The 15,056-nt window shown below is 66.8% G+C and carries 12 protein-coding genes; 10 read left to right on the plus strand and 2 right to left on the minus strand.

The window, feature by feature from the left end:
- Window positions 1-44 precede the first annotated feature (44 nt).
- Window positions 45-401, plus strand: coding sequence for a phage holin family protein (locus AC6H42_RS00325; protein ID WP_057158398.1), 357 nt, complete (start codon window positions 45-47; stop codon window positions 399-401).
- On the plus strand, window positions 388-1,215 hold the full coding sequence (metF, locus tag AC6H42_RS00330) for a methylenetetrahydrofolate reductase [NAD(P)H] (RefSeq protein ID WP_057158397.1): 828 nt from the start codon (window positions 388-390) through the stop codon (window positions 1,213-1,215). The genes AC6H42_RS00325 and metF overlap by 14 nt, the downstream gene beginning before the upstream one ends.
- Here metF and AC6H42_RS00335 read toward each other — a convergent pair.
- Window positions 1,212-1,814: a 5-formyltetrahydrofolate cyclo-ligase gene (locus tag AC6H42_RS00335; protein ID WP_082552215.1), complete on the minus strand. Its 603-nt coding sequence runs from the start codon at window positions 1,812-1,814 to the stop codon at window positions 1,212-1,214. The genes metF and AC6H42_RS00335 overlap by 4 nt on opposite strands.
- A gap of 38 nt (window positions 1,815-1,852) precedes the next feature.
- Here AC6H42_RS00335 and AC6H42_RS00340 point away from each other — a divergent pair, with 38 nt between their 5' ends.
- Genes AC6H42_RS00340 through AC6H42_RS00355 form a run of 4 tightly spaced genes read left to right on the plus strand, consistent with a single transcriptional unit; the run spans window position 1,853 to window position 6,527 of the window.
- On the plus strand, window positions 1,853-3,838 hold the full coding sequence (locus AC6H42_RS00340) for a lytic transglycosylase domain-containing protein (protein ID WP_057158395.1): 1,986 nt from the start codon (window positions 1,853-1,855) through the stop codon (window positions 3,836-3,838).
- 25 nt (window positions 3,839-3,863) lie between these two features.
- Complete coding sequence (locus AC6H42_RS00345) at window positions 3,864-4,580, plus strand: glutathione S-transferase family protein (protein WP_057158394.1); 717 nt, start codon at window positions 3,864-3,866, stop codon at window positions 4,578-4,580.
- A 20-nt stretch (window positions 4,581-4,600) separates the two neighbouring features.
- Window positions 4,601-5,854 carry a multifunctional CCA addition/repair protein gene (locus AC6H42_RS00350; protein ID WP_057158686.1) on the plus strand — a complete coding sequence of 418 codons (1,254 nt, stop codon included), beginning with the start codon at window positions 4,601-4,603 and terminating at the stop codon, window positions 5,852-5,854.
- Window positions 5,847-6,527, plus strand: a complete 681-nt coding sequence (locus AC6H42_RS00355; protein ID WP_057158393.1) for a GNAT family N-acetyltransferase — start codon at window positions 5,847-5,849, stop codon at window positions 6,525-6,527. The genes AC6H42_RS00350 and AC6H42_RS00355 overlap by 8 nt, the downstream gene beginning before the upstream one ends.
- 16 nt (window positions 6,528-6,543) lie before the next feature.
- On the opposite strand, the gene AC6H42_RS00360 is transcribed toward AC6H42_RS00355, so the two are convergent.
- A complete protein-coding gene (locus AC6H42_RS00360) occupies window positions 6,544-7,071 on the minus strand; it encodes an Lrp/AsnC family transcriptional regulator (RefSeq protein WP_057158392.1) in 528 nt (175 codons plus the stop codon).
- A 127-nt stretch (window positions 7,072-7,198) separates the two neighbouring features.
- Between AC6H42_RS00360 and hppD the strand changes: the two genes are divergently transcribed.
- The 4 genes from hppD to AC6H42_RS00380 form a co-directional block, all read left to right on the plus strand.
- Window positions 7,199-8,323, plus strand: a complete 1,125-nt coding sequence (hppD, locus tag AC6H42_RS00365) for a 4-hydroxyphenylpyruvate dioxygenase (RefSeq protein WP_497547121.1) — start codon at window positions 7,199-7,201, stop codon at window positions 8,321-8,323.
- Between the two features lie 139 nt (window positions 8,324-8,462).
- Complete coding sequence (locus AC6H42_RS00370) at window positions 8,463-12,023, plus strand: indolepyruvate ferredoxin oxidoreductase family protein (RefSeq protein WP_497547122.1); 3,561 nt, start codon at window positions 8,463-8,465, stop codon at window positions 12,021-12,023.
- 86 nt (window positions 12,024-12,109) lie between these two features.
- A complete protein-coding gene (locus AC6H42_RS00375; RefSeq protein WP_057158389.1) occupies window positions 12,110-13,681 on the plus strand; it encodes a S41 family peptidase in 1,572 nt (523 codons plus the stop codon).
- Between the two features lie 102 nt (window positions 13,682-13,783).
- The coding region (locus tag AC6H42_RS00380) for a M14 family metallopeptidase (protein WP_497547123.1) at window positions 13,784-15,056 on the plus strand (1,273 nt) is incomplete at its 3' end.

Here is a 15,056-nt window from a genome sequence, read left to right on the forward strand (position 1 = left end):
CGGCTCGCAGCCGGCCCTTTGTTTATCCGCTGCGAGGCTTATCTATGCGTTTGGTCCTTACCTGGTTAATCAATGCCGCGGCGCTGTTCGCCGTGCCCTACCTGATGCATTCCGTCGATGTCACGAGCATAGGCGCAGCCCTGGTCGCAGCCTTAGTGCTGGGCCTGGTCAACACACTGATACGGCCCGTCCTGGTGCTGCTCACGCTGCCGGTGACGCTGCTGTCGCTGGGCCTGTTCATCCTGGTCATCAACGGCTTCATGTTCTGGCTGGTGGCGCAATGGATCGACGGCTTCCATGTCGACAGCTTCTGGTCCGCCATGGGCGGCGCCATTTTGTACAGTGTGATTTCCTGGGCTTTGTCCACCTTACTTCTGAAGAATGCCGATGGAAACCCCTAATTTCAGTATCGAATTCTTTCCGCCCAAGACGGCGGAAGGAGCGGAAAAGCTGCGCGCGGTGCGCGCCCAGCTGTCCGAGCTGCACCCCAAGTATTTCTCCGTCACGTTCGGCGCCGGCGGCACCACGCAGACCGGCACCCTGGACACGGTGCGCGAGATCCTGGCCGCCGGCGAGGACGCGGCGCCGCACCTGTCCTGCGTGGGCGGCACGCGCGAGTCGATCCGCGCCATCCTGAACGAATACAAGTCGCACGGCATCAAGCGCATCGTGGCGCTGCGCGGCGACTTGCCGAGCGGCTACGGCGCCTCCGGCGAGTTCCGCTACGCCAACGAGCTGGTCGAGTTCATCCGCGCCGAAACGGGCGACTGGTTCCACATCGAAGTGGCGGCCTATCCGGAAGTGCACCCGCAGGCCAAGTCGCCGCAGGACGACCTGCTGGCCTTCGAGCGCAAGGTGAAGGCGGGCGCCAACGCCGCCATCACGCAGTATTTCTACAACGCCGACGCCTATTTCCAGTTCGTAGAGCAGGCCCAAAAGCTGGGTATCGCGGTGCCCATCGTGGCCGGCATCATGCCGATCACCAACTACACGCAGCTGATGCGCTTTTCCGACATGTGCGGCGCCGAGATTCCGCGCTGGGTGCGCCTGAAGCTGGCCAGCTTCGGCGACGACAGCGCCGCCATCAAGGCCTTCGGCCTGGACGTGGTGGGCAGCCTGTGCGAGCGCCTGCTGGCGGGCGGCGCGCCCGGCCTGCACTTCTACAGCATGAACCAGGCCGCCGCCACCACGGCGCTCTGGCAGCGCCTGGTCTAAGCGTCCAGTTCGGTCAGCACGGCATCGAGCGCGATGTCGTGGCTATCATCGGGGAAGTCGGCGAGCAGGCAGGAATACGCAATGCCGACGGTGGCCGGGCGCGGCGCGCGCGCCAGGGTCCGGTCATAAAAGCCGCCGCCGTAGCCCAGCCGGTAGCCGTGCCGGTTGTAGCCCAGGCACGGCACCAGCAGCGCCGGCGGGTACGCCTCCATGCGCAAGTCGGCCGGCACCGCCACCCCCATCGCATCCTTCACCATCGCCTCGCCGATCTGCCAGTGCGCAAATTCGAGCGCCGCATCCCTGCGCACCACCACCGGCAGCAGCAGCCGCACGCCGCGCCGCGCCAGCTCGGCGTAGGCCGGGTGCAGGTCCGGCTCGTCGCGCAGCGGCCAATACACGCCCAGCGCTGGCGCCTTGTTTTTCTGTTGCCACGCCAGCACCTGCCGGCATAGCGCACGGTCCCACTGCGCGCGGGTGTCCGCGTCCACTGCGCGGCGCGCCGCCAGCATGTGTTTGCGCAGCGCCGATTTCGGCTGGCCGCCCTCTGGCTGAGCTAGGGGCTGGAGGGCGTTGCGTGGTATTCTAGGGTCGCTGCTCATGTCGTGAGTCTGTCTTGAATTTTTGTGAGAGTCGTACATTGATTTCCAGGTCGAAATGGATTGCCGGCGCCGCGCTTGCTGCCGCCGCACTATGCGCCTTTGCCAGCGTGGCTCGTGCCCAGGACGCCGGCGCGGATACCCGCAAAGAGGATGACGCCTTCCTGCTGCTGCGCGAAGCGGTACGCAAGGATGAGACGCAGAAGGCCGACTTCTACGCCGCCCGCCTGCCCAACTATTCGATTCCTTCCTATGTCGATTATTATCGGCTGAAATCGCGCTGGCGTGACGCCACCACCTACGAGATCCGCGAATTCCTCAAGCGCTACGAAGGCAGCGCCATCGCCGACCGGCTGCGCAACGACTGGCTGCTGGAGCTGGGGCGCAAGAAGGACTGGCCCAACTTCGACGACCAGCTGCCGCTGTTCGTGCTCAACGACGACACCCAGGTCAAGTGCTACGGACTGCAGTCCCGCGCCCTGAAGGGCCTGAAGGTGGCCGACGAGGCGCGCGCCCTGCTGACCGCGCCCAACGGTTACGGCGAGGCCTGCGCCGGCCTGATCGCGACCCTGTACCAGGCCGGCCAGTTCGGCGCCGACGATGTGTGGGCGCAGGTGCGCCTGGCGGGCGAATTCAACGCCACCGGCCAGGCGCGCCGCGCCATCCTGCTGCTGGGCGGCGTGGACAAGAAGATCACCCAGGCGGTGGACCTGCCGCTGGTGGCCATCGCCAAGGGCCCGGGCAGCGGCCGGGTGGAACATGAAACCTTCCTGGTGGCCGTCGGCCGCGCCGCCAAGACCAGCATGAAGCTGGCCGTGCTGGCGCTGGAAAAAGCCGCGCCGCAGCTGAGCGCGCAGGAGCAGGCCATCGGCTGGGCCGCCATCGCGCTGCAGTCGTCCTATTCGCTGTCGCCGGACACCAGCGCCTACTGGCGCAAGTCGGAGGGCGCGCCGCTGTCGATCGACCAGCACCAGTGGAAGACCCGCATCGCGCTGCGCGACGGCGACTGGCCGCAGGTCAAGAAGAACATCGCCGCCATGCCCGAGGCGCTGCGCACCGATCCGGCCTGGATCTACTGGCGCGCCCGCGCCCTGATGGCCGAGTCGGGCGCGCTGCATCCGACGCCGGAAGCGGCCCAGTTGCTGCGCGGCATCGCCGACCAGGCCAACTTCTACGGCCTGCTGGCGCAGGAGGAACTGGGCCACCTGATCAGCATCCCGCCGCCGGGCGCGCCGCTGGCGCCGGCCGAAGTGGCCGCCATCGGCGAGCGCCCCGGCTTCCAGCGCGCGCTCAAATTCTTCGGCATGCGGCTGCGCTTCGAAGGCACGCGCGAATGGAACTGGGAGCTGCGCAGCCTGGACGAGCGCGGCCACCTGGCCGCCGCCGAATTGGCGCGCCAGCACCATATCCTGGACCGCATGGTCAATACGTCCGACCGCACCCGGGTGCAGGTCGACTACACCCAGCGCTTCCCGTCGCCGCACGACGACATCATGCATCCGGCCACGCAGACGCTGGGCCTGGACAAGGCCTGGGTGTACGGCATCATCCGCCAGGAATCGCGCTTCATCATGGACGCGCAATCGCACGCCGGCGCCTCCGGCCTGATGCAGGTGATGCCGTCCACCGCGCGCTGGGTGGCCAAGAAGATCGGCGTGACCGACTTCGTGCAGGACGCCATCACCGACGTCAAGACCAATATCATGCTGGGCACCAACTACATGAACATGGTGCTGGGCAGCATGGACGGTTCGCAGGTGCTGGCCACCGCCGCCTACAACGCCGGGCCGGGGCGCCTGCGCTCGTGGCGCTCGACGCTGGGCAAGCCGATGGAAAGCGCGGTGTTCATTGAGTCGATTCCGTTCTTCGAAACGCGCGTCTACGTGAAAAACGTGATGTCGAACGCCACCTATTACGCCGCCCTGTTCGAGGGCCGCCCGCAGTCGCTGAAGGCGCGCCTGGGCACGGTCGGGCCGAAAGGCTATACGGAACAGGAACGCAGCGAAGCCACTTACGGCGGCCGCTGACACTATTTCAAAACCGGGAACACCTATGCAAACCACCGTACTCGATCCTACGCTGTCGCAAACCCTGGCCGCCGCGCGCGCGCCCGGCCTGACCCTTGTTATCGGCAACAAGAATTATTCCTCGTGGTCGATGCGGCCCTGGGTGGCCATGACCGCCTTCAACATCCCGTTCCAGGAAGTGCGCGTGCTGCTGGACCAGAACGACACCGCCAGCAAGATCGCCGAATTCTCGGCCTGCGGCCGGGTGCCGGTGCTGCTGGCCGGCGAAATGACGATCTGGGACAGCCTGGCCATCTGCGAGTACCTGGCCGAGCAGTTCCCCGAAAAACACATGTGGCCGCAGGATGTGGCCGCGCGCGCGATGGCGCGTTCGGTCTGCGCCGAAATGCATTCCGGTTTCTCCAGCCTGCGCAACTCGATGTCGATGAACATCAAGGGCAGCTATCCCGGCAAGGGCCGCACGCCCGGCACCCAGGCCGATATCGGCCGCATCAGCGAAATCTGGGAAGAGTGCCTGAGCCGCTTCGGCCACCACGAATTCCTGTTCGGCGAGTTCTCCATCGCCGACGCCTACTACGCGCCGGTGGTGATGCGCTTCAAGACCTACGGCGTGGTGCTGCCGCCCGCGCTGAACGCCTACTGCGAACGCGTGCGCGCCCATCCGGCGGTGGCGCGCTGGATCAGCGAGGCGCAGGCCGAAACCGAAACCTGCCCGCTGCACGACGCGGAAATGCCGGACTGAGGATGCCGAAGGATATGGCAATGAGGATCTACGTCGTCGGCGGCGCGGTGCGCGATGAGCTGCTCGGCCTGCCGGTGCAGGATCACGACCACGTGGTGGTCGGCGCCACGCCGGAAGACATGCTGGCGCAGGGCTACCGCCCGGTCGGCAAGGACTTCCCGGTGTTCCTGCACCCGAAGACGCAGGAGGAATACGCGCTGGCCCGCACCGAGCGCAAGACCGCGCCCGGCTACAAGGGCTTCGTGTTCCACACCTCGTCCGAGGTGACGCTGGAGCAGGACCTGGTGCGGCGCGATCTGACCATCAACGCCATCGCCAGGGCCGAAGACGGCACATTGACCGATCCGTTCAACGGCCGGCGCGACATCGAACAACGCATTTTCCGCCACGTCTCGGCAGCCTTCGCCGAAGACCCGGTGCGCATCCTGCGCGTGGCGCGCTTTGCCGCGCGTTATCCGGATTTCCGCGTGGCGCCCGAAACCAATGCGCTGATGCGCAACATGGTGGAGCAGGGCGAAGTGGACGCGCTGGTGCCCGAGCGCGTGTGGCAGGAAGTGTCGCGCGGGCTGATGGAGCAGAAGCCGTCGCGCATGCTGCAGGTGCTGCGTGACTGCGGCGCGCTGGCGCGCATCGTGCCGGAGCTGGACGCGCTGTGGGGCGTGCCGCAGCCCGAAGCGCACCACCCTGAAATCGACACCGGCATCCACATGCAGCTGGTGGTGGACTACGCCGCCGCGCGCGGCCACGAGCTGCCGGTGCGCTTCGCCAGCCTGATGCACGACCTGGGCAAGGGCGTCACCCCGCCGGAAAAATGGCCCGCGCACCACGGCCACGAGGGCGACGGCGCCAAGCTGGTGGAGCAGGTGTGCAAGCGCCTGAAAGTGCCCAGCGAGTGCCGCGACCTGGCGGTGATGACCGCGCGCGAGCACGGCAACGTGGGCCGGGCGCTGCAGCTGCGCCCGAACACCATCGTCAAGCTGCTGGAGCGCTGCGACGCCTTCCGCAAGCCGGCCCGCTTCACGCAGATGCTGCTGGCCACCGAATGCGATTCCTGCGGCCGCGAAGGCAACGGCGTGAGCTTCCGCGACAAGCCTTTCCCGCAGCTGGCACACCTGGAAAAGTCGCTGGCCGCCGCGCGCGGCGTGAATGCTGGCGAGATCGCCCAGCGCTGCACCGAACACCCGCAGCGCATACCGGAAATGGTGCACCGCGCCCGCGTCGGCGCCGTGCGCGCCGCCCTGGGCGTGGCCACCGCGGAGGACGACGATGACTAGGCTGAACATGTTCCGCAATCCGCTGCGGCGCTGGCTCAAGGGCAGCAAGTACCGCCCGACCGTCATGGTCAAGGAGCTGGCCGAGCGCGACCGGCGGCGCATGCTGAAGCATTTCCTGGCCCTGGAAAAAGCCGACCGCCTGCTGCGCTTCGGTTCCTACCTGGGCGACGAGCAGGTCGCCAAGTACGTGCAGGGCATCGATTTTTCGCGCGACATGGTGTTCGGGGTCTACAACCGCGTCTTCAAGCTGGTGGCGGTCGGCCACCTGGCATTCGCGCCCAAGGAGGCCAAGAACTCGGCCACCGAGAAGGAACGGGTGGCGGAGTTCGGCGTGTCGGTGTCGAAGTCGGCGCGCGGGCTGGGCATCGGCTCCAAGCTGTTCGAGCGCGCCGCCATCCATTGCCGCAACAACGACGTCGACACCCTGTACATGCACTGCCTGTCGTCCAACCAGACCATGATGCATATCGCCAAAAAGGCCGGCATGCAGATCCACCGCGACTACGGCGAGGCCGACGCCTACCTGAAGCTGGAGCTGGCCAACCCGGTCAGCATGCTGCAGGAGGCGGTGGAGGAGCAGGTGGCCACGCTGGACTACGCGATCAAGGCCAACACCCGCGCCGCCGTCAAATGGTTCGACAAGCTGCCGGGCCGCAAGAAGCAGGACCGCTAGGCCCCGCGGCCGGGACTCAAACCAGCGGCAGCGCGGTGGTGTCCTTCACCCGCTGCAGCGCGAAACTGGACTTCACGTCCAGCACCGCCGGGTGGCGCAGCAAGGTCGCCATCATGAAGCGCGAGAAGTGGTCCATGTCTTCCACGTGCACCCGCAGCAGGTAGTCCATTTCCCCCGTCATCGCATAGCAGGCCACCACTTCCGGCCACTGCTCCACCGCCACGGCGAAGTCGGCGCGCGGCGAGGTGCCGCTGGGGTTGACGCCGAGCGCGCGCGCGGTGCTGTGGTTGGCGGCCGCCGCGTCGCTGTGTTTCTCCAGGCGCACGTTCACATAGGCCAGCAGGCCCAGGCCGATCTTGTCCGGGTCCAGCAGCGCCACGTACTGGCGGATCACGCCTTCCTCTTCCAGGCGCTTGATGCGGCGCAGGCACGGCGACGGCGACAGGCTGACTTGTTCCGCCACGTCCTGGTTGGACAGGCGGCCGTCGCTTTGCAAGATAGCAAGAATCTTACGATCGGTTTTATCGAGCGCAATCTTGGTCATAAATCCCTCTTTTGGTCAGGTTACAAGCAATATTATTGCGCAAATCCAGCGTGTCCGGGAATTGTTCGCAATTTAATGCCGCCCGCCGAGGACTATACTGGGCGGAAAATAAGCATAGGAGACGCACATGAAATTCGAATCCTGGGACAACCCCATGGGTACCGACGGCTTTGAGTTTGTCGAGTACGCGGCGCCGGACCCCAAGGCCCTGGGCGCGCTGTTCGAGAGCATGGGTTTTACCGCCATCGCCCGCCATCGCCACAAGGACGTCACCCTGTACCGCCAGGGCGAGATCAACTTCATCATCAACGCCGAACAGGATTCGTTCGCGCAGCGCTTCGCGCGCCAGCACGGTCCGTCGGTGTGCGCCATCGCCATCCGGGTGGACGACGCCGCCTTCGCCTACCAGCGCGCGCTGGAACTGGGCGCCTGGGGCTTCGACAACAAGACCGGCCCGATGGAGCTGAACATTCCCGCCATCAAGGGCGTGGGCGACTCGCTGCTGTACTTCGTGGACCGCTGGCGCGGCAAGAACGCCGCCAGCGGCGTGCCGGCCGGCGCCATCGGCGACATCAGCATCTACGACGTGGACTTCGTGGCGATCCCCGGCGCGGTGGCCAACCCGGTAGGCAACGGCCTGACCTATATCGACCACCTGACCCACAATGTGCACCGCGGCCGCATGAAGGAATGGGCCTCGTTCTACGAGAACCTGTTCAACTTCCGCGAAATCCGCTACTTCGACATCGAAGGCAAGCTGACCGGCCTGAAGTCGAAAGCCATGACCTCGCCGTGCGGCAAGATCCGCATCCCGATCAATGAATCGTCGGACGACAAGTCGCAGATCGCCGAATACCTGGACGCCTACCACGGCGAGGGCATCCAGCACATCGCGCTGGGCACGGACAACATCTACCAGTCGATCCAGGCCATGCGCGACACCGGCATCGTGTTCCAGGACACCATCGAGACCTATTACGAGCTGGTCAACCGCCGCCTGCCGCACCACGGCGAGAACCTCGAAGAGCTGCGCCGCCTGCGCATCCTGATCGACGGCCACAGCGCCGAGAGCGAGCGCGAGCTGCTGCTGCAGATCTTCACCACCAACGTGATCGGACCGATCTTCTTCGAGATCATCCAGCGCAAGGGCGACCAGGGCTTCGGCGAAGGCAACTTCCGCGCGCTGTTCGAGTCCATCGAACTGGACCAGATCAAGCGCGGCGTATTGAAAGACGACAAGGCAGCGGTTTAATTTGGCGGGCGACGCGCGCTGCGCTAGCCCGCCCTGCGATATACCAGCGCGCAACCCGCACGGCGGGTTAGCGCAGCGTAACCCGCCAGCGCCGCACAGAACGGCGCGCCGGGCACCCGAGAAATAGTGGAGACTAAGTATGAACGCACCAGTCAAAGATTCCCACCTGGAATCCGGTAAGCCAGCGCAAGACATTTCGCTAGACGACAAATGGACCCTGGAGCGCGGCCGCGCCTTCATGACCGGCACCCAGGCGCTGATCCGCCTGCCCATGATGCAGCGCGAGCGCGACCTGAAAGCGGGCCTGAACACGGCCGGCTACATCACCGGCTACCGCGGTTCGCCCGTCACCAGCGTCGACATGACGGCCATGAAGGCCAAGAAATACCTCGACGCGCACCACGTCAAATTCCACCCCGGCATGAACGAAGACCTGGCGGCCACCGCCGTCTGGGGCACCCAGCAGACCAATCTGTTCGAGGACGCCAAGTACGATGGCGTATTCTCCATGTGGTACGGCAAGGGCCCGGGCGTGGACCGCTGCGGCGACGTCTTCAAGCACGCCAACAACGCCGGCTCGGCCAAGCACGGCGGCGTGCTGGTGCTGGCCGGCGACGACCACGCCGCCAAGTCGTCCTCCACCGCGCACCAGTCCGACCACATCCTGAACGCCTGCGGCATCCCGGTGCTGTACCCGTCCTCGGTGCAGGAATACATCGACTACGGCCTGCACGCCTGGGCCATGAGCCGCTACACCGGCCTGTGGGTGTCGATGAAGTGCGTCACCGACATCATCGAATCGGGCGCCGTGGTCGACTTCGACCCGGACCGCGTGCAGATCGAGCTGCCGACCGACTTCGAACTGCCGGCGGGCGGCCTGAACATCCGCTGGCCGGACACCGTGCTGGACATGGAAGTGCGCATGAACAGCTACAAGTGGTACGCCGCGCTGGCCTACTGCCGTGCCAACAAGCTGAACAAGATCATCTGGGACTCGCCCCAGCCGAAGATCGGCATCATCACCGCCGGCAAGTCCTACCTCGACACGCGCCAGGCGCTGGCCGACCTGGGCATCGACGAGCAGGCCGCGGCCGACATCGGCATCCGCCTGTACAAGATCGGCATGACCTGGCCGCTGGAAGCGGACGGCGTGCATGAATTCGCCAAGGGCCTGGACGAGATCCTGGTGGTGGAGGAGAAGCGCCAGATCCTGGAATACGCGCTCAAGGAAGAGCTGTACAACCTGCCGGACGGCCAGCGTCCGCGCGTGGTGGGCAAGTTCGACGACACCGGCGAGTGGAGCAACAAGGGCAAGACCGGCCACGGCGACTGGCTGCTGCCGGCCACCTACGAGCTGAACCCGGCGCAGATCGCGCGCGCCATCGCCTCGCGCATCGCGCACTATTGCGCCGGCCATCCGGTGGCCAAGCGGGTGCAGGAGCGCATCGCCTTCCTGGAAGCGAAGGAGCTGGCGCTAAAGACGCTGCCGGTGAAAGCCAATCCGGAAACCGACCGCACGCCGTTCTTCTGCTCCGGCTGCCCGCACAACTCGTCGACCAAGGTGCCGGAAGGCTCGCGCGCGCTGGCCGGCATCGGCTGCCACTACATGGTGCTGTGGATGGACCGCGAAACGTCCACCTTCACCCACATGGGCGCGGAGGGCGTGACCTGGGTCGGCCAGGCGCCGTTCACCAACGAGAAGCACGTGTTCACCAACCTGGGCGACGGCACCTACTTCCACTCCGGCATCCTGGCGATCCGCGCGGCGGTGGCGGCCAAGGTCAACATCACCTATAAGATCCTGTTCAACGACGCCGTCGCCATGACCGGCGGCCAGGCTTTCGACGGCCCGCTCGATCCCGGCATGATCTCGCGCCAGATCGCGGCCGAGGGCGTGACGCCGATCATCGTCGTGACCGACGAACCGGACAAATACCCGGACGACTACAAGTGGGCCGAAGGCGTGACCGTGCGCCACCGTTCGGAGCTGATGGACGTGCAGCGCGAGCTGCGCGACATGCCCGGCGTGTCGGCCATGATTTACGACCAGACCTGCGCCTCCGAGAAGCGCCGCCGCCGCAAGCGCAACGAATACCCTGATCCGGCCAAGCGCGCCGTGATCAACGAAGCCGTGTGCGAAGGCTGCGGCGACTGCTCGGTGCAGTCGAACTGCCTGTCGGTGGAGCCGCTGGAAACGGAACTGGGGCGCAAGCGCCAGATCAACCAGTCCTCCTGCAACAAGGACTTCTCCTGCACCACCGGCTTCTGCCCGTCGTTCGTGACGGTGGAAGGCGGCGCGCTGAAGAAGCCGAAGAAGGCCGCCTCCGGCGACACCGCCATGCCGGCGCTGCCGTCGCCGGTGCTGCAATCGACCGCCGAGCCGTACGGCATCCTGATCACCGGCATCGGCGGCACCGGCGTGGTCACCGTGGGCCAGATCCTGGCCATGGCGGCGCACGTGGAAGGCAAGGGCGCGGTGGTACTGGACATGAGCGGCCTGGCGCAGAAGGGCGGCCCGGTGATGTCGCACGTGCGCCTGGCGGACAGGCAGTCCGACCTGCACTCGACCCGCGTCGGCACCGGCGCGGCCAACCTGGTGATCGGCTGCGACCAGATCGTCACGGCCAGCCGCGACGCGCTGTCGCGCATGGGCGAGGGCCGCACCTGGGCCGCCGTCAACTCCACCGGCGCCACCACGGCGGCGTTCGTGAAGAACCCGGACTGGCAGTTCCCGGGCGCCGCTTCGCAAAGCGAAATCATGCGCGCCTGCGGTGCCGAGCGCGTGGAATTCGTCGACGCCGGCCAGATCGCCACCGCGCTGATGGGCGACGCCATCGCCACCAATATGTTCATGCTGGGCTACGCTTTCCAGAAGGGGCAAGTGCCGCTGACGGAAGCGTCGCTGCTCAAGGCGATTGAACTGAACGGCGTGTCGGTCGGCTTCAACAAGACCGCCTTCAACTGGGGCCGCACCGCCGCGCACGACCTCGGCCTGGTGACGAAAATGACCACGCCGGCCAAGGTGATCGAGTTCAAGCGCACCCAGTCGCTGGACGACATCATCAACCGCCGCATGGAACTGCTGACGGCTTACCAGGACGCGTCCTACGCCGCCAAGTACAAGCAGTTCGTGGACCATGTGCGCGCCGAAGAGGGCAAGCTCGGCAATAAGCAGCTGCGCCTGACCGAAGCGGTGGCGCGCTACTTCTACAAGCTGATGGCCTACAAGGACGAGTACGAAGTGGCGCGGCTGTACACCGATTCGGCGTTCAGGGAAAAGGTGGCGAACATGTTCGAAGGCGACTACCAGATCACGTTCCACCTGGCGCCGCCGCTGCTGGCCAAGACCGACGCCGAAGGCCACCTGATCAAGCAGCAGTTCGGCCCGTGGATGATGAAAGCCTTCGGCGTGCTGGCCAGGTTCAAAGGCCTGCGCGGCACCGCGCTGGACATCTTCGGCTACACGGAGGAGCGCAAGATGGAACGCGCGCTGATCGCCGAGTACCGCAGCACGGTGGGCGGGCTGCTGGGCAAGTTGAGCGCGGACAACCTGGCGCAGGCGGTGGCCATCGCCAGCATTCCTGAGGACATCCGCGGCTATGGCCACGTCAAGGAGCGCCACCTGAAGGCGGCCAAGGCCAAGGAAGCGGGCCTGCTGGCCAGCTTCAACGCGCCCGCCGCCACGCACCACGCGGCATAGCAAGCGCGAGGCTGGCCCGGCCCGATGCTTGCAATTGGTTGCAACTTCGGCGCCGGGCCTACTTGCTTGGCGGCTATAATCTTTCGATGACTTCTTTCCCAGCCAAGGCCATGGCCGCGCTGCTGGCGGCGGGCCTGGCCGGTCTGGCCGGCTGCGGCGGCGGCCAGCAGCAAGGCGAGCCCGTCGCGCCACCGCCGCCGGTGACGCCGGAGCCGCCCGTGACCCCGCCGGTCACGCCCCCCGTCACGCCCCCCGTGGAGCCGCCGGTGCCGCCGGTCAAGCCGCCGCCCACCGCCGCCATCGAGGTGATGGACCGGTGTGTTGCGCCGCGCACGGGCGTGTTCTACCCGGACCGCCAGGGCACCCTGGCCGACGAGCTGGATTTCCTGCGCCTGTACACCGACGAAACCTATCTCTGGTACAAGGAAGTGCCGAAGGACCTGAAGCAGTCCAGCTACACCGATCCGCTGGCCTACTTCAAGGACCTGAAGACGCCGCTGCTGACCGCCTCCGGCCAGCCCAAGGACAAGTACCACTTCACCTACACCAGCGCCGAGTGGGACGACATCGAGCAGGGCGTGGACCTGGGCTACGGCGTGCAGTGGGTGCGCAGCAGCGCCTCGGGCAGCGTGCCGCGCGTGTGGCACGTCTCCGGCGTGGCGCCGGGCACGGCGGCGGATTTTGCCGGCCTGCAGCGCGGCGACCGGCTGATCGGCCTGGACGGGCTCGATTTCGTCAACGCCAGCGGCGCCGACAGCGTGGCGCGCCTGAACGCCGCCCTGTTCCCGGTGGCGGCCGGCGAGCAGCACCGCTACGTGGTCGCGCGCGGCGAGCGCCAGCTCGACGTGGTGATGGTGGCCGCGCGCGTGGTCACGCCGCCGGTGCCGGTGGCCAAGGTGCTGAGCACCGGTTCCGCCAAGGTCGGCTACCTGCTGTTCAACGAGCACACCGGCGTGGCCGAGAACCAGCTGATCAAGGCGTTCAGCCAGTTCCAGGCGGCCAAGGTGTCCGAGCTGGTGATCGACCTGCGCTACAACGGCGGCGGCCTGGTGCTGGTGGCCAGCGAACTGGCCTACATGGTCGCCGGGCCGCTGCAGACCGAGGGCAAGATCTTCGAGCGCCCGGTCGGCAGCGACAGGATCGCGCCGCGCCAGCCCACCGCCTTCCGCAGCAAGGCGATCGGCTTCAGTTCCCTGGACCCGGCCAAGAGCGGCACCGAGCTGCCTTACCTGGGCCTCAAGCGCGTGACGGTGCTGACCGGGCCCGGCACCTGCTCGGCCAGCGAAATGCTCATCAACAGCCTGCGCGGCGTGGACGTGGAAGTGACTATCGTCGGCGGCGCCACCTGCGGCAAGCCGTACTCGTTCTCGCCGGCGCCGAACTGCGGCATCACCTATTTCATGGTGCAGTACCAAAGCTATAACCAGAAAGGCCAGAGCGACTACGCGGACGGCTTTGCGCCCACCTGCCCGGCGAACGACGACCTGTCGCGCGCGCTGGGCGATCCGGCCGAGGGGCAGCTGTCGGTTGCGCTGCAGTACATGGCCAGCGGCAGCTGCCCGGCGGCAGCGGCGCGCGCCAGGGCCGCCGCTGCGCCGCTGATGACGCCGGTCCGCCCCCAGGGCCGCGAGATCGCCGTCCAGCCGGCGGCGCGGTAGGGCGCCATTGCGGCATGGCCGGGCCTGCGCTACCTGCTGCGGCCCGGCTCGCTCTATAATTTCCGGATGTTGCATTCCCCTCAACCGCTGGAGTCCCGATACATGAAACGTAGTGCCTTGCTGCTCGCCCTGTCCGCCGCCTTGCCGCTGACCCATTTGCCCCTGGCCCATGCCGCCGCCCCGTCCACGCTGGTCACCGCTGCGGAGCGCTCCGGTTTCCAGGAAACCGGCCGCTACGAGGAAGTGCAGCAGCTGTGCAAGGCTTTCCAGTCCGCCTACCCCAAGCAGGTGCGCTGCTTCGAATTCGGCCGCACGCCGGAAGGCCGGCCGATGCTGGCGCTGGCCGTGTCGCGCACCGGCGCGCTGACGGCGGAGCAGGCCAAAAAACGCGGCCTGCCGGTGCTGCTGGTGCAGGGCGGCATCCACGCCGGCGAGATCGACGGCAAGGACGCCGGCTTCCTGGCGCTGCGCGAAGCGCTGGAGGGCAAGGCCGCGCCGGGCGCGCTGGACAAGCAGGTGCTGCTGTTCGTGCCGGTGTTTAACGTCGACGGCCACGAGCGCTTCGGCCAGTGGAACCGTCCCAACCAGCGCGGCCCGCTGGCCATGGGCTGGCGCACCACGTCGCAGAACTACAACCTGAACCGCGACTACATCAAGGCCGACGCGCCGGAAATGCACGCCATGCTGGCGCTGGTCAACGCCTGGGACCCGCTGGCCTATATCGACCTGCACGTCACCGATGGCGCCAAGTTCCAGCCGGACGTGTCGATCCAGGTGGAGCCGGTGCACGGCGGCGACGCGGCGCTGATGCCGGCCGGCCTGGCGCTGCGCGAAGCGGTGATGGACGACTTGCGCAAGCAGGGCTCCGATCCCAAGCATTTCTACATCTCCTTCGCCAAGACCGACGACCCGCAGTCGGGCTTCGAGGACAGCATGCCGGCGCCGCGCTTTTCGACCGGCTACTTCCCGCTGCGCAACCGTTTCGCGATGCTGGTGGAAACCCATTCGTGGAAGGATTATCCGACCCGCGTGCGCATCACGCGCAACACCATCGTCTCGCTGCTGTCGCAGGTGGCCGAGCACGGCGCCGAGTGGCGCAAGCTGGCGCAGGCGGCCGACGAGCGCGCGCTGAACCTGGGCAACCAGCTGGTGCCGCTCAGCTACCGCACCACCGACCGCACGCGCATGATCCAGTTCGCGGGCTACGAGTACACGCGCACCCCGTCCGACGTGTCCGGCGCGCTGTGGACCCGCTACGACGAGAGCAAGCCGCAGACCTGGACCGTGCCGCTGCGCGACGAAGTGGTGCCCAACTTGCAGCTGGCGGCGCCGGCCGGCGGCTACCTGGTGCCGGCCGGGCAGGCGTCCAAGGTGG

Source organism: Massilia sp. NBRC 108631 (assembly GCF_059704565.1).

Coding starts and splice junctions, on each gene's coding strand:
- AC6H42_RS00335 (WP_082552215.1), bottom strand. CDS start 1,814: ATGAGCAGCGACCCTAGAATACCACGCAACGCCCTCCAGCCCCTAGCT.
- AC6H42_RS00375 (WP_057158389.1), top strand. CDS start 12,110: ATGACTTCTTTCCCAGCCAAGGCCATGGCCGCGCTGCTGGCGGCGGGC.
- AC6H42_RS00370 (WP_497547122.1), top strand. CDS start 8,463: ATGAACGCACCAGTCAAAGATTCCCACCTGGAATCCGGTAAGCCAGCG.
- metF (WP_057158397.1), top strand. CDS start 388: ATGGAAACCCCTAATTTCAGTATCGAATTCTTTCCGCCCAAGACGGCG.
- hppD (WP_497547121.1), top strand. CDS start 7,199: ATGAAATTCGAATCCTGGGACAACCCCATGGGTACCGACGGCTTTGAG.
- AC6H42_RS00350 (WP_057158686.1), top strand. CDS start 4,601: ATGAGGATCTACGTCGTCGGCGGCGCGGTGCGCGATGAGCTGCTCGGC.
- AC6H42_RS00360 (WP_057158392.1), bottom strand. CDS start 7,071: ATGACCAAGATTGCGCTCGATAAAACCGATCGTAAGATTCTTGCTATC.
- AC6H42_RS00345 (WP_057158394.1), top strand. CDS start 3,864: ATGCAAACCACCGTACTCGATCCTACGCTGTCGCAAACCCTGGCCGCC.
- AC6H42_RS00355 (WP_057158393.1), top strand. CDS start 5,847: ATGACTAGGCTGAACATGTTCCGCAATCCGCTGCGGCGCTGGCTCAAG.
- AC6H42_RS00325 (WP_057158398.1), top strand. CDS start 45: ATGCGTTTGGTCCTTACCTGGTTAATCAATGCCGCGGCGCTGTTCGCC.